The organism is Rosenbergiella epipactidis (assembly GCF_018494055.1).
Taxonomy (GTDB): domain Bacteria; phylum Pseudomonadota; class Gammaproteobacteria; order Enterobacterales; family Enterobacteriaceae; genus Rosenbergiella; species Rosenbergiella epipactidis.
The window spans coordinates 488,278-501,120 of sequence record NZ_JABBFQ010000001.1; the positions used below are offsets into that span (position 1 = coordinate 488,278).

General features: G+C 51.2%; 14 protein-coding genes. 4 read left to right on the forward strand and 10 right to left on the reverse strand.

Features of this window, described 5'->3' with window-relative positions:
• Positions 1–37 precede the first annotated feature (37 nt).
• The 6 genes from ruvB to aspS all read right to left on the reverse strand — a co-directional run bounded on the left by ruvB (position 38) and on the right by aspS (position 5,345).
• Positions 38–1,051, reverse strand: coding sequence for a Holliday junction branch migration DNA helicase RuvB (ruvB, locus tag HGT71_RS02430; RefSeq protein ID WP_099822739.1), 1,014 nt, complete (start codon positions 1,049–1,051; stop codon positions 38–40).
• 8 nt (positions 1,052–1,059) lie between these two features.
• Positions 1,060–1,677, reverse strand: coding sequence for a Holliday junction branch migration protein RuvA (gene ruvA, locus HGT71_RS02435; RefSeq protein WP_099822738.1), 618 nt, complete (start codon positions 1,675–1,677; stop codon positions 1,060–1,062).
• Positions 1,678–1,768: 91 nt separating this feature from the next.
• A complete protein-coding gene (gene ruvC, locus HGT71_RS02440) occupies positions 1,769–2,290 on the reverse strand; it encodes a crossover junction endodeoxyribonuclease RuvC (protein WP_048913164.1) in 522 nt (173 codons plus the stop codon).
• 29 nt (positions 2,291–2,319) lie between these two features.
• Complete coding sequence (locus HGT71_RS02445; protein WP_214216365.1) at positions 2,320–3,063, reverse strand: YebC/PmpR family DNA-binding transcriptional regulator; 744 nt, start codon at positions 3,061–3,063, stop codon at positions 2,320–2,322.
• A 63-nt stretch (positions 3,064–3,126) separates the two neighbouring features.
• Complete coding sequence (nudB, locus tag HGT71_RS02450; protein ID WP_214216366.1) at positions 3,127–3,567, reverse strand: dihydroneopterin triphosphate diphosphatase; 441 nt, start codon at positions 3,565–3,567, stop codon at positions 3,127–3,129.
• Positions 3,567–5,345: an aspartate--tRNA ligase gene (gene aspS, locus HGT71_RS02455; protein WP_214216367.1), complete on the reverse strand. Its 1,779-nt coding sequence runs from the start codon at positions 5,343–5,345 to the stop codon at positions 3,567–3,569. Before aspS ends, nudB begins: the two co-directional genes overlap by 1 nt.
• A 246-nt stretch (positions 5,346–5,591) precedes the next feature.
• Here aspS and cmoA point away from each other — a divergent pair, with 246 nt between their 5' ends.
• The gene (gene cmoA, locus HGT71_RS02460; RefSeq protein WP_048913168.1) at positions 5,592–6,320 is read left to right on the forward strand and encodes a carboxy-S-adenosyl-L-methionine synthase CmoA; all 729 of its coding nucleotides are present in this window, start codon (positions 5,592–5,594) and stop codon (positions 6,318–6,320) included.
• The gene (gene cmoB, locus HGT71_RS02465) at positions 6,317–7,297 is read left to right on the forward strand and encodes a tRNA 5-methoxyuridine(34)/uridine 5-oxyacetic acid(34) synthase CmoB (RefSeq protein ID WP_214216369.1); all 981 of its coding nucleotides are present in this window, start codon (positions 6,317–6,319) and stop codon (positions 7,295–7,297) included. Before cmoA ends, cmoB begins: the two co-directional genes overlap by 4 nt.
• Here the strand turns inward: cmoB and cutC are convergent.
• Positions 7,265–8,077, reverse strand: coding sequence for a copper homeostasis protein CutC (cutC, locus tag HGT71_RS02470; protein ID WP_214216371.1), 813 nt, complete (start codon positions 8,075–8,077; stop codon positions 7,265–7,267). The two genes, cmoB and cutC, sit on opposite strands and share 33 nt — an antisense overlap.
• Before the next feature lie 77 nt (positions 8,078–8,154).
• Between cutC and HGT71_RS02475 the strand changes: the two genes are divergently transcribed.
• The gene (locus HGT71_RS02475; RefSeq protein ID WP_214216373.1) at positions 8,155–9,291 is read left to right on the forward strand and encodes a MalY/PatB family protein; all 1,137 of its coding nucleotides are present in this window, start codon (positions 8,155–8,157) and stop codon (positions 9,289–9,291) included.
• A 9-nt stretch (positions 9,292–9,300) separates the two neighbouring features.
• Here the strand turns inward: HGT71_RS02475 and HGT71_RS02480 are convergent, their stop codons facing one another.
• The gene (locus tag HGT71_RS02480) at positions 9,301–9,855 is read right to left on the reverse strand and encodes a VOC family protein (RefSeq protein WP_214216374.1); all 555 of its coding nucleotides are present in this window, start codon (positions 9,853–9,855) and stop codon (positions 9,301–9,303) included.
• A gap of 228 nt (positions 9,856–10,083) precedes the next feature.
• Here HGT71_RS02480 and argS point away from each other — a divergent pair, with 228 nt between their 5' ends.
• On the forward strand, positions 10,084–11,814 hold the full coding sequence (gene argS, locus HGT71_RS02485; protein WP_214216376.1) for an arginine--tRNA ligase: 1,731 nt from the start codon (positions 10,084–10,086) through the stop codon (positions 11,812–11,814).
• Between the two features lie 75 nt (positions 11,815–11,889).
• Here argS and HGT71_RS02490 read toward each other — a convergent pair whose 3' ends face one another.
• Positions 11,890–12,327, reverse strand: a complete 438-nt coding sequence (locus HGT71_RS02490; protein ID WP_214216377.1) for a GlcG/HbpS family heme-binding protein — start codon at positions 12,325–12,327, stop codon at positions 11,890–11,892.
• 107 nt (positions 12,328–12,434) lie between these two features.
• Entirely contained in the window at positions 12,435–12,842 is a 408-nt protein-coding gene (locus HGT71_RS02495; RefSeq protein ID WP_214216378.1) for a flagellar protein FlhE, read from the reverse strand.
• Position 12,843 lies beyond the last annotated feature (1 nt).

Below are 12,843 nucleotides of genomic sequence, written 5' to 3' on the forward strand. Positions count from 1 at the left end.
ACACTCCTCGGACTATTAGAGGTTAAGCGTGGAATTTTTAGACGTGTTTATACTGGTCGAGCAGATCGAAATGCTGATAAGCGTGCTGGGTCGCTAATCGTCCACGTGGTGTCCGCTGGATAAATCCCTGCTGAATCAAGTAAGGTTCGATAACGTCTTCGATGGTTTCGCGTTCTTCGCCAATCGCGGCCGCAAGATTATCTAAGCCTACTGGCCCACCACTGAACTTATCGATAATCGCTAGCAATAATTTACGATCCATATAATCGAAGCCTTCACTGTCGACATTAAGCAGATCGAGCGCACTCGCGGTCACTTCTCCGTTCATATCCCCCGCGGCTTTCACCTCGGCAAAGTCACGCACTCGACGTAGGAGCCGATTGGCAATCCTCGGTGTCCCGCGGGAACGACGCGCAATCTCCAGCGCACCTTCTTGGCTAAGCGATAGCCCCAAGCAGTCTGCCGCGCGTTTAACGATAGATTGCAGATCAGCCACTTGATAAAACTCTAAGCGTTGGACGATACCGAAACGGTCACGCAATGGCGAGGTTAACGAGCCTGCGCGAGTCGTCGCGCCGATCAAGGTGAAAGGCGGTAAATCGATTTTAATCGAACGCGCCGCCGGGCCTTCACCAATCATGATATCCAACTGGTAGTCCTCCATCGCCGGATACAGCACTTCTTCCACGACAGGAGAGAGACGGTGGATCTCATCGATAAATAAAACATCGTGCGGCTCGAGGTTGGTCAGCATGGCCGCAAGGTCGCCCGCTTTCTCCAGCACCGGGCCGGAGGTGGTACGTAAATTGACGCCCATTTCATTTGCCACGATATTGGCCAACGTCGTCTTGCCTAATCCGGGAGGACCAAAGATCAGCAAGTGATCCAGTGCATCGCCCCGCATTTTCGCCGCACGAATAAAGATTTCCATCTGCTCGCGCACATGCGGTTGACCGACATATTCATCCAGCAAACGGGGACGTAAGGCTCGGTCAAAGCGTTCTTCATCTATAGTCACTTCCGCAGAGACTAGGCGATCCGCATCAATCATACTTTTCCTTAGAGCGACGCACGCAAGGCGTCTCTGATCAAGGTTTCACTGTCCGCCCCAGTCTTAGCAATTTTACTCACCATTTTCGAGGCTTCTTGCGGTTTATAACCCAGCGCCACTAACGCTGCCACCGCTTCGGCTTCCGCATCATTGGTCGAGGACGGGTCGGTCGCCGGTGCCGTTAGGGTAAATTCACTTTCTGTATTGAATAAGTCACCGTGCATCCCTTTAAATCGATCCTTCATTTCCACCACCAGACGTTCAGCGGTTTTCTTGCCAACCCCTGGCAGTTTCACCAATGCCGCAATTTCTTGATGCTCCACCGCGTTCACAAATTGCTGCGCTGACATACCGGAAAGGATAGCGAGAGCGAGTTTTGGCCCCACACCATTGACCTTGATTAATTCACGAAACAGTGTGCGTTCTTGTTTATGATTAAAGCCGAACAACAGTTGTGCATCTTCCCTAACCACAAAATGGGTAAAAATAATGGCGGTGTGATCTTTTTCAGGCAGTTCGTAGAAACAGGTCATCGGCATATGGACTTCGTAGCCTACGCCACCGACCTCAAGTAAGACTAGCGGCGGTTGCTTCTCTATGATGACTCCATTCAGACGTCCGATCATACAATTACCTTTATCAATATGTTGGCGAGGATTAATGCTGCGTTTATACCATAAAAAAGGCTGGATGAATATCCAGCCTACGATGAGAATGCTAACGTAATCGTCCTCGGGTCAGGACCAGCGCTTTATCAGAAATACTCAGCGCGTTTTGGCTGATATGGCAATGGGTGATCGCAATCGCTAAGGCATCGGCGGCATCGGCTTGCGGATTAGCAGGTAACTTCAACAAGGTTCGCACCATATGTTGTACTTGCGCTTTATCTGCCGCGCCGGTTCCGGTGACCGTTTGCTTGACTTGCCGGGCAGCATACTCGAAAACCGGTAAGGTTTGATTCACCGCAGCCACAATCGCCGCCCCCCGCGCTTGACCGAGCTTCAGCGCCGAATCGGCATTTTTCGCCATAAACACTTGCTCAATGGCAAAGTAGTCCGGCGAAAATTGCGTGATAATCTCACTGACACCAGCGTAAATAAGCCGTAAACGCTCGGGTAACGCAGGGGTATTGGTTCGGATACAGCCGCTTCCCAAGTAAGTCAATTGACGACCTACTTGTCGTATAACCCCGTATCCGGTTACCCGCGACCCGGGGTCAATACCCAGGATTATGGCCATAATTGACCCAAGAATCGTGTGATTGACACCTACAGGCTCTCAGCCACTTCGTCAGAAATTTCGCCGTTATGGTAAACTTCCTGAACGTCATCACAATCTTCAAGCATATCGATCAGGCGTAGTAATTTTGGTGCCGTCTCGCCATCCATTTCCGCTTTGGTGGAAGGGATCATCGTCACTTCTGCTTCATCTGGCGTTAAGCCTGCCGCGATTAACGCATCTTTCACCGCTCCTAACTCTTCCCACGCGGTAAAGACATCGATAGCACCATCATCATAGCTCACCACATCTTCAGCACCCGCTTCCAACGCAGCTTCCATCAACGCATCTTCGTCTTGACCCGGTGCATAAGCGATGACCCCTTTACGGCTAAAGAGGTACGCAACGGAACCGTCAGTGCCGAGATTACCGCCGGTCTTAGTGAAGGCATGGCGGACTTCTGAAACGGTACGGTTACGGTTGTCACTCAGACACTCGATCATGATGGCGCTACCACCTGGGCCATAGCCCTCATAGATGATAGTTTCCATATTGGAGTTATCATCACCGCCAACACCGCGTGCGATCGCACGATCCATCGTATCACGCGTCATATTGTTGGATAACGCTTTATCCATTGCCGCACGTAAGCGAGGGTTCGAGCTTGGATCGCCACCGCCAAGTTTTGCCGCGGTAACCAACTCACGAATGATTTTGGTAAAAATTTTACCGCGTTTCGCATCTTGTGCCGCTTTACGGTGTTTGGTATTCGCCCATTTACTATGTCCAGCCATAATCTTATTCTCTCAAACAAATAACGGTAAACGGAACACGTTGTAAGACGTATTCCTATCGAATTATTCCTCGGCAAAAAGGCGTTCAATCGCTTGGCGATTACTCCAGGATTTGGTTAACGCCGCGGCCTGCTGCCAAGGAAGCCACTGCGCCGCCGTATGCTCAGTTAAGTCAGGGTCCTTCTCGGACTCAACGCCCAATGTAAACCAGTGTTCTTGGTTATGGGTCACCCCTGGCGCATAACGATGGCGATATTGTTCAAAAATTTCAAAACTAATCTGTGTACAACAGTCAATCAGCACGTCTTGCGGAGGAGTATAGACAAATCCGGTCTCTTCCTGCACCTCGCGCAAGGCCGCCTGTTCTGGCTGTTCGCCGCTTTCCAGACTGCCTGTCACGGATTGCCAAAACTGTGCATCGTCTTGACGCTGTAACATCAGCACCCGATTCGTGTTTCGTGCGTAAATGACCACCAACACCGAAACGGGATGCTTATAGGCCATTACGCCGACTCAGTTTTAGCTTTTTTCACTACCTGTAGCGCCAACTCTTGTAACGCGCTCGGGTTGGCCTCGCTCGGTGCATCCGTCATCAAACAGGCGGCCGCGGTCGTTTTCGGGAAGGCAATCACATCACGAATATTGTCCGTACCCGTTAATAGCATGGTCAAACGATCTAAGCCAAAGGCTAATCCCGCGTGCGGTGGCGCACCGTATTTCAACGCATCCAGTAAGAATCCGAACTTCTCTTGTTGCTCATCAGCACTGATTCCAAGAATGCTGAACACCGCTTGTTGCATTGCGCCAGTGTGGATACGCACAGATCCGCCACCGACTTCATAACCGTTAATGACCATATCGTAGGCATTGGCAATCGCATCGCTTGGTGCTTGGCTCAGCTCTTCCGGCGTTAAATCGCGTGGCGCGGTGAACGGGTGATGCATAGCGGCTAAACGCCCTTCATCGTCTTGTTCAAACATTGGGAAATCAACGACCCAAAGCGGTGCCCAACGGCTTTCGTCGGTCAGTGCTAAATCGCGACCGATTTTCAGGCGTAGTGCCCCCATTGCATCCGCGACGACAGACGCTTGGTCAGCCCCAAACAATAGGATGTCCCCGGACTCTGCCGCGGTACGCTCGAGCAATTGCTCGATAATGTCAGCCGTTAAGAATTTGGCTACTGGGCTTTGAATGCCTTCAAGGCCCGCATCACGTTGGTTGACTTTCATCCATGCCATACCCTTGGCGCCGTATAGCCCAACGAATTTGGTGTAATCATCGATCTGTTTACGCGTTAACTGCGCACCACCCGGTACACGTAATACTGCGACCCGTCCTTTGGCATCGTTCGCAGGACCAGAGAAGACTTGGAACTCAACCTGCGCCAGTAAATCAGCAACGTCCACCAGTTCCATTGGGTTACGTAGATCCGGTTTATCCGAACCGAAACGACGCATCGCTTCCGCCCAAGTCATTTGTGGGAACTCGCCCAGATCCACCCCTTTGATGGCGATCCACAGCTGACGAATAAGACGCTCCATGACTTCACGCACTTGCGGTGCCGTCATAAAAGAGGTTTCAACATCGATTTGGGTGAATTCTGGCTGGCGGTCTGCGCGTAAATCTTCGTCGCGGAAGCATTTTACGATCTGATAATAGCGGTCAAAGCCAGACACCATCAGCAGCTGTTTGAAAAGCTGGGGAGATTGCGGTAAAGCGTAAAACTCACCTTTATGAACACGGCTAGGGACTAAGTAGTCGCGCGCACCTTCTGGTGTCGCTTTAGTAAGCATCGGGGTTTCAATATCCAGAAACTCATTTTCTTCCATAAAGCGACGGACGAAGGCGGTGATCTTGGCTCGGGTTTTAAACCGAGAGGCCACTTCAGGGCGACGCAGGTCTAAATAGCGATATTTCAGGCGTGCTTCTTCACTGTTGACATGATTGCTGTCCAGCGGGAGTGGCTCAGAACGGTTAATAATCGTCAGTTCAGTGGCAAACACTTCAACTTCACCGGTGGCCATCTCTGCGTTTTTATTACGCTCATCACGCGCGCGCACTTTTCCTGTCACTTGGATACAGAATTCATTACGTAATTCTGAGGCAAGTTCAAAAGCCTGCTGCTCATCCGGATCAAAAAAGACTTGTACAATCCCTTCGCGATCACGCATATCGATGAAAATTAAGCTCCCGAGGTCGCGACGACGATTCACCCAACCGCTGAGAGTCACTTGTTGACCGATGTGGGACACATTAAGTTGTCCGCAATATAGTGTACGCATTGATTATCCTTTTGGGCCCGGAAGGCGTTTAACGTAAGCTGCTGCCATCTGGCGATATTGCTGCAAAATGGCTCGCATTATACTGAAAAATAATGTCAAGGATAAGTCTATGAGTGTAATAGCGCTCGATATCTGTGCAATTAGCGCTTTTGCTTGTCGAAAATCGCTAAAAATTTGTCTTATAGATGCGCTGATGAGTGGTTTCTGCGACAATACTTTTTTTTTGCAAGGTTAGCGAACGCCGTTATGTCCCACCGCGATAGTTTATTTTCCGCGCCAATTGATAAATTAGGCGATTGGACTTTTGATGAACGAGTAGCTGAAGTCTTCCCCGATATGATCCAGCGCTCAGTGCCAGGTTACTCGAATATCATCTCTATGATTGGGATGTTGGCGGGGCGTTATGTCACGGAAAATAGCCGCGTCTACGACCTCGGGTGTTCACTTGGGGCGGCCACTTTATCCGTGCGCCGTAACATCACGGCGACGGGGTGTGAAATTATTGCGGTGGACAACTCCCCTGCGATGGTCGAGCGCTGTCGCCGTCATATTGACGCCTTTCGTGCGCAAACGCCAGTACAGGTTATCGAAGCGGATATCCAAAATATCGAGATCGATAACGCTTCACTGGTGGTATTGAATTTCACCCTGCAATTTATTCCGCCGCAAGACCGTGAAGCTTTACTGGCAAAAATCTGGCAAGGTCTTCGTCCTGGTGGCGCATTAGTGCTTTCTGAAAAGTTCAGTTTTGCCGACCAAGCAATGGGTGAATTACTGTTCGATATGCATCTGGATTTTAAACGCGCTAATGGTTACAGCGAGCTTGAAATCAGTCAAAAGCGCAGTATGCTCGAAAACGTTATGCTCACCGATAGCGTAAGTACCCATCAACAACGATTACAGGCTGTCGGCTTTCAACATGCTGAACTGTGGTTTCAATGTTTTAATTTTGGATCGTTAGTGGCCATCAAATGATAGATTTTGGAAATTTTTACCAGCAGATCGCAACCGGTCCGCTCGCCTCATGGTTAGAGGTCATCCCTGCCCAACTTGCCCAGTGGCAGCGCGAGAACTTACATGGTCACTTTCGTCAGTGGCACAAAGCGATCCAATACCTACCGGCTATTACGCCTCCCTCACTTGACCTGACTGAGCAAGTTTATGCCGAATCCCCCGACCTGACGCCGCGTCAACGTCAGGGAATCGAATCGCTACTGCGTCAACTGATGCCGTGGCGCAAGGGGCCTTATCATCTTTATGGCACGCATATCGATACCGAATGGCGGTCTGATTGGAAATGGGACCGGGTTTTACCGCATATTAGCCCTCTGCAAGATCGTTTGGTTCTCGATGTCGGTTGCGGCAGCGGTTATCATATGTGGCGAATGATTGGCCAAGGCGCCAAGATGGTCGTCGGCATCGACCCCATGCAACTGTTCTTGTGCCAGTTCGAAGCGGTACGTAAGTTGCTGGGTAATTCACAACAGGCTCATCTCTTGCCACTTGGCATTGAGCAGCTTCCGACAAGCGAAGCTTTTGATACTGTCTTTTCAATGGGTGTGCTCTATCACCGTCGTTCCCCTTTGGACCATTTACTGCAGTTAAAAAATCAGTTGGTCGATGGTGGCGAGCTCGTCTTAGAAACGCTGGTCACTGAAGGGGATGAACACCAAGTGTTGGTCCCCGGTGAGCGCTATGCACAAATGCGTAATGTTTACTTCCTCCCTTCCGCCCTCGCCCTGAAAAGCTGGTTAGAGAAAACCGGCTTTGTCGATGTGCGGATTGTTGACCAAGCCGTCACACCGATCACCGAACAGCGCCGTACGTCGTGGATGACCAGTGAATCGTTGGCCGAATTTTTAGACCCCAACGATCCGCATAAAACGGTTGAAGGCTATCATGCGCCGTTACGCGCAGTATTAATTGCCCGTAAGCCCGGAGAGGTAGTCTAAGCGGTGAGAGTGAGGGTCTGCCGTCGTCGGGGGCGGCACATCACCCTGCAAGCGGATGAGGGTTTGCATGGCTTCCACCACGCTGGGATCGACCTCCGTGCGCAAATATTCATCCGCCACTTTATCTGAACACATCGAAACACCCGCCTTACAATAGCGCATTGCCGAAGGCACTTGTCGGCTAGCGGAACTATGCACCTCTTTGATCCCGGCATCGAGAAACTTCGGAAGATTCGACAAACGAACACCTGCACCGGCCATGATAATCGGCCCTGCGGCCATCGCCGTCAGTTCTTGTAATAGACTAATTCCGGCCTCGGCAGATTGCTGCTGCCCAGAAGTTAAGATACGTGCTACCCCTAACTCAGCCAATTCGTGATAGGTTCGATAAGGATTACTGCACAGATCAAAAGCTCGATGGAAGGTCACTGCCATCCCTTTTGCTACCGTCATCAGCTTTTGCATTCTCGGTTTATCGAGTAACCCTTCAGGGCAAAGAATTCCGGTCACGACCCCCGGGAATCCCATATCGCGGATCTGTGCAATATCCGACAGCATAATTTTGAACTCCTGCTCGCTGTAGCAAAAGTCTCCACTGCGTGGCCTCACTATCGGGTGTACCGGAATCGAAATTTGGGAGCGCGCTTCACGCAGTACACCCAGCGACGTCGTTAACCCACCTTCTTGTGGCGCCGCACAGAGTTCAATGCGATCAGCGCCTGCCTGCGTAGCGGCAAGTGCGCAATCTAAGCCATAACAGCATATTTCTAAAGTCGGCATAGTCGATTCCTTTGTCAGACCTACTGGATATGCTACTGTGCATAGCGTCTCTCCCTACATACCTGCCTGGAGTACGGATGTCATTTAATTTTGATGAAAGAGTCGAGCGAAATCACACTGATAGTGAGAAATGGCTCAAATATCGAGATCAAGATATCATTCCGCTATGGATAGCAGATACTGACTTTCGCGTCGCACCCGCTATTCAGCTCGCCTTATCCGAGCGGGTCGCTCAGGGAGTGTTTGGCTATGCCGATGACCAAGGTGAACTGGCAAAAGCTGCGACCCAGTGGGTTGAAAAGCAGTACCATTGGACAATAGACCCCGATTGGGTCGTCCCTCTCTCCGGCATAAAGCCCCTATTTAGTTTATTACAGGAGTGTCTTCTCTCGGCCGAGCAAAGCTCCGTTTGCCATACCCCCATCTACCCGCCTTTCACGCAAAGTGCTCGCAATGCCCAGAGAGCGCAACGGTTAATCCCTTATCCACTCTTCGAGCAGCCTGATTTTCTCGGTACTCCACTGCCAGCGCTAACGGCGCAAGAGCGCTTACTCTTTATTTGCCATCCACATAATCCCGGTGGCAAAAGCTATTCCCGTGAAGCCCTCCAGCAGCTTGCCGAGTATGCCGAACATTATGATCTCCTCGTCTGTAGCGATGAGATTCATGCGGATTTACTGCTTGAGCCAGGACGGCGACACACTCCCTTCGCCTCGCTCTCGGTGGACAGTGCACAACGTTCGATCACCTTACTCTCTGCCGCCAAGGCATTTAATCTTGCGGGATTGGGCTGTGCCATCGCCATTGTCCCCAATAACCGGCTGCGGGAGCAGATTCGTCGTGCCGTCGCGCAGCGCATGCCGGTGCCGAATAGTTTAGGGATCGTCGCTACCCTTGCCGCCTGGCAGCGGAGTGAAGAGTGGTTAATCGCCCAACGTCACTATTTACGGGGAAATCGGGACCTTTTGGTGAAATCTTTGCAGGCACTACCTGCCTTACGCCTCGTCGTCCCCGATGCCGGGTTCTTGGCCTGGATCGATGCGTCAGGCCTACAACAGGCCAACCCTCACCGCTGGTTGGAGCAGCATGGGTTAGGGCTGACAGCGGGTGCGCCATTCGGCGATCCGCAAGCCGTGCGGCTTAATTTTGGCTGTTGTCGGTCGCGACTTGATGAAGCCTTAACTCGCCTGCACAACGCGGTTGCACAGGCTTAAGCCCGCTTTTTATTGTTCGCTGGCAACCACTTCGTCGATGGCATAAGTATGAAACTTCAGTGTGATTTCGCCATTAGTGATCGCTAAGGTCGTATTATCCAACGCCCCGGCTTTAGCCTCTGGTCGGCGGGTCTTAACACTAATACCCGGCGTGACTAAGCCGTGGTCATCGATTAAGGCCATCGCCCGTTGGCCGATCTGTTCCGGCGCGCCCGGCAATACCGCTTCAATATGTTCCCAGCCCTCATGGCGATAACGTTTCTCACCCGGCCAAGGCAGCTCGACGATGTCGATACGATGATTTAACAGCGCCAAGGGTTGTTCGAGTCGATAAAGATGGATAGGTCGGCCGCCAATCATTGCCTCGGAGAAACAATGGCCTACTTGTGATAGCGCCATCGCCCAGCGTTCTGCCGTCCGATCTTGGTGACAACGTAACGAAATATGGTCAAGGGTTAACTCACTCAAGGTTAGCCCTAGCTGCTGCGCAAACGAGGATAATTTCTGCTCGAACTGCGAGAGATCGTCGGCTAATTCGGGAAGAGTGATAAAGAGTGGATGCATAATACCCTGCTGTCATCGATAACGGTTGGGTTATTTTCGCCCCCTGTTCACTCGCTGTAAAGGCGAAACCCGATTAATTTCAATCACTCTGCATGACAAATGCAGATGGTGGCTGACGCCTTAGGCTTTTTTACGTATACTGCTCGACCATTAAACTTATTACGTTTCGATGTTTCGACATCCCGTGCTGTATGGCATGCCATACACTCAATTGATAAAGGTATACCGGTGAATATTCAGGCTCTTCTCTGCGATAAAGTTAGTCAGGCTATGGTGGCTGCCGGCGCTCCCGCCGATAGCGAACCCCTCATCCGTCAATCCGCGAAGCCACAATTTGGTGATTACCAAGCCAATGGTATTATGGGTGCAGCGAAACGACTGGGTATGCCTCCCCGACAGCTCGCCGAAAAGGTCGTTGAACAGCTTTCGCTGACCGGTATTGCGAACAAAGTTGAAATCGCCGGCCCAGGATTTATCAATATCTTCCTCGACCCGCAGTGGCTGGCAACAGAAGTTGAACACGCACTCCGTTCTGCGCACCTTAACCTCTCCCCGGTGACCCCACAAACCATTGTCGTCGACTACTCTGCACCGAATGTTGCTAAAGAGATGCATGTCGGTCACTTACGCTCGACGATTATCGGCGATGCGACCGTACGGACGCTCGAAAAACTTGGCCATAATGTTATCCGTGCCAACCACCTCGGTGACTGGGGCACTCAATTTGGGATGTTGATTGCTTATCTTGAACAGCAGCAGGCAGATCACGCTGGCGAGATTGCGCTCCAAGATTTTGAAGCCTTCTACCGCGCAGCGAAAATCGCCTACGATGAAGATGAAGATTTTGCCGTCCGCGCGCGCAGCTATGTGGTTAAACTGCAAGGTGGTGACGAGTACTGCTTAAAAATGTGGCGTAAGTTGGTGGATATCACCATGGAACAGAACCAACGTAACTACGACCGTTTAAACGTAAGCTTATCTGCCAATAACGTAATGGGAGAGAGCCTGTATAACAGCATGTTGCCTGGTATTGTCGCCGACCTTAAACAGAAAGGGTTAGCGGTTGAAAGTGAAGGCGCCACCGTCGTGTTCTTGGATGAGTTCACCAACAAAGAAGGTGAACCCATGGGCGTGATTATCCAGAAGAAAGATGGCGGTTACCTCTACACCACCACCGATATTGCTTGCGCGAAATACCGCTACGAAACGTTAAAAGCAGAGCGGGTCATTTATTACATTGACTCACGCCAGCATCAGCATCTTATGCAAGCTTGGACCATTGTGCGTAAAGCCGGGTATGTACCGGAATCTGTACCCTTAGAACACCATATGTTCGGCATGATGTTAGGCAAAGACGGGCGTCCATTCAAAACGCGCGCAGGCGGAACAATTCGTCTCGCCGACCTATTGGATGAAGCGCACGAGCGTGCGTTAGCCTTAGTGAAAGAGAAAAATCCGGAGATGGACGCCCAGACCTTGAATCATCTGGCAGAGGTTATTGGTATCGGCGCAGTGAAATATGCTGATCTGTCTAAAAATCGGACCACGGATTATGTCTTCGATTGGGACAATATGCTCTCTTTTGAAGGTAACACCGCCCCTTACCTGCAATATGCTTACACGCGTGTCCTCTCTATCTTCCGTAAGGCCGGTATTGATGAACAATCGCTTCAAGGGCCACTTGCTCTGACAGAATCCCGTGAAGCCGCTTTAGCAGCACGTTTACTGCAGTTCGAAGAGACCTTACAGCAAGTTGCTCGTGAAGGAACACCGCATGTACTCTGCGCCTACCTCTATGACGTTGCCGTACTCTTCTCCGGTTTCTATGAGCACTGCCCGGTGTTAACGGCAGAAGATGAAAACAGCCGTCAATCCCGTCTCAAGCTTTCCGCTCTGACCGCAAGAACGCTGAAAAGTGGCTTAGATCTTCTCGGTATTGATACCGTCGAGCGGATGTAACCCTAGCGTGAGCCCTTGCTGATAAGACGCCCGCCATGCGGGCGTTTTTATTTCCCTGCCGACATGCTTTTTACGCTATGCCGCACAGAGTGATTTAAATGCCTTCACCACATGGTCGGCAACCTGCTGATCTTGTTCCGCCGTTCCTCCCGAAATCCCCACTGCCCCAACAACCTGTTCATCGTGGGTTAGCGGCTCTCCCCCAGCAAAGACAATTACACGCTGATGCAAAGTGATATTGAGTCCGTATAACGAGCCGCCAGGTTGGGCATCTTTACCGAGTGAGGCCGATGACACGCTAAATAATGCACTGGTGTAACCTTTGTTGATTGCGTGCTCAATACTGGGTAACGGTGCGCCATCCATCCGTAAGTAAGCGATCAAAAAACCTTGTGCATCAACAATCGCAATATTTGAGGCAATCCCCATCTCGTGGAGTTTCGCTTCTCCAGCCGCGATAAGTTTTCGCGCCAAATCGGCATTGATCGATGAACTCGTCGTAAAAAGTGACATAACATCCTCCTTTCGCTAAAGAGTCAATAAGTCGTGATTCACAAAAGAGGGAGTTTCTCTCTGTCGTTTCAACCTAATATTCTGAATCCGTACAGGGGGCCCGTATCCTAAGGGAGCAGCCTATTGAGGGTTAGCGACACCCCAGTGATCAAAATAGGCGGTTGCAGTGCCCCTGAACCCGGCAAGGCGAATACAATCGACCACTCCCCTTGACTCCCCTGACCCGCAAAGCAGCGGCTCACCCCAGCGATGGAATCGACACCTTGGCAGTCGCGATCACGGCAGACGAAAACCGAAGGGGGCTGCGGCCAAGCCGCTAGACTTCGGATCTGCCAAGCTAGCGTCGTGACCTTCCCCGGATTGTCTGACGGCAATTGCCCGAGCGTAAAACGATACCAATGGCCTTTACGCTGTATCGATTGCCCGGGGTGGTTAAGCGTGGCACTGACAATCATTGCCTGTACCACCTGACTCGTAACGGCTAATAAGAGGCCTACAACCACACGACGCCACATC

Bases quoted from the DNA above. Each gene is read 5' to 3' on its own strand.
- ruvB (WP_099822739.1), bottom strand. From the start codon at position 1,051: ATGATTGATGCGGATCGCCTAGTCTCTGCGGAAGTGACTATAGATGAA.
- ruvA (WP_099822738.1), bottom strand. From the start codon at position 1,677: ATGATCGGACGTCTGAATGGAGTCATCATAGAGAAGCAACCGCCGCTA.
- ruvC (WP_048913164.1), bottom strand. From the start codon at position 2,290: ATGGCCATAATCCTGGGTATTGACCCCGGGTCGCGGGTAACCGGATAC.
- HGT71_RS02445 (WP_214216365.1), bottom strand. From the start codon at position 3,063: ATGGCTGGACATAGTAAATGGGCGAATACCAAACACCGTAAAGCGGCA.
- nudB (WP_214216366.1), bottom strand. From the start codon at position 3,567: ATGGCCTATAAGCATCCCGTTTCGGTGTTGGTGGTCATTTACGCACGA.
- aspS (WP_214216367.1), bottom strand. From the start codon at position 5,345: ATGCGTACACTATATTGCGGACAACTTAATGTGTCCCACATCGGTCAA.
- cmoA (WP_048913168.1), top strand. From the start codon at position 5,592: ATGTCCCACCGCGATAGTTTATTTTCCGCGCCAATTGATAAATTAGGC.
- cmoB (WP_214216369.1), top strand. From the start codon at position 6,317: ATGATAGATTTTGGAAATTTTTACCAGCAGATCGCAACCGGTCCGCTC.
- cutC (WP_214216371.1), bottom strand. From the start codon at position 8,077: ATGCCGACTTTAGAAATATGCTGTTATGGCTTAGATTGCGCACTTGCC.
- HGT71_RS02475 (WP_214216373.1), top strand. From the start codon at position 8,155: ATGTCATTTAATTTTGATGAAAGAGTCGAGCGAAATCACACTGATAGT.
- HGT71_RS02480 (WP_214216374.1), bottom strand. From the start codon at position 9,855: ATGCATCCACTCTTTATCACTCTTCCCGAATTAGCCGACGATCTCTCG.
- HGT71_RS02490 (WP_214216377.1), bottom strand. From the start codon at position 12,327: ATGTCACTTTTTACGACGAGTTCATCGATCAATGCCGATTTGGCGCGA.
- HGT71_RS02495 (WP_214216378.1), bottom strand. From the start codon at position 12,842: ATGTGGCGTCGTGTGGTTGTAGGCCTCTTATTAGCCGTTACGAGTCAG.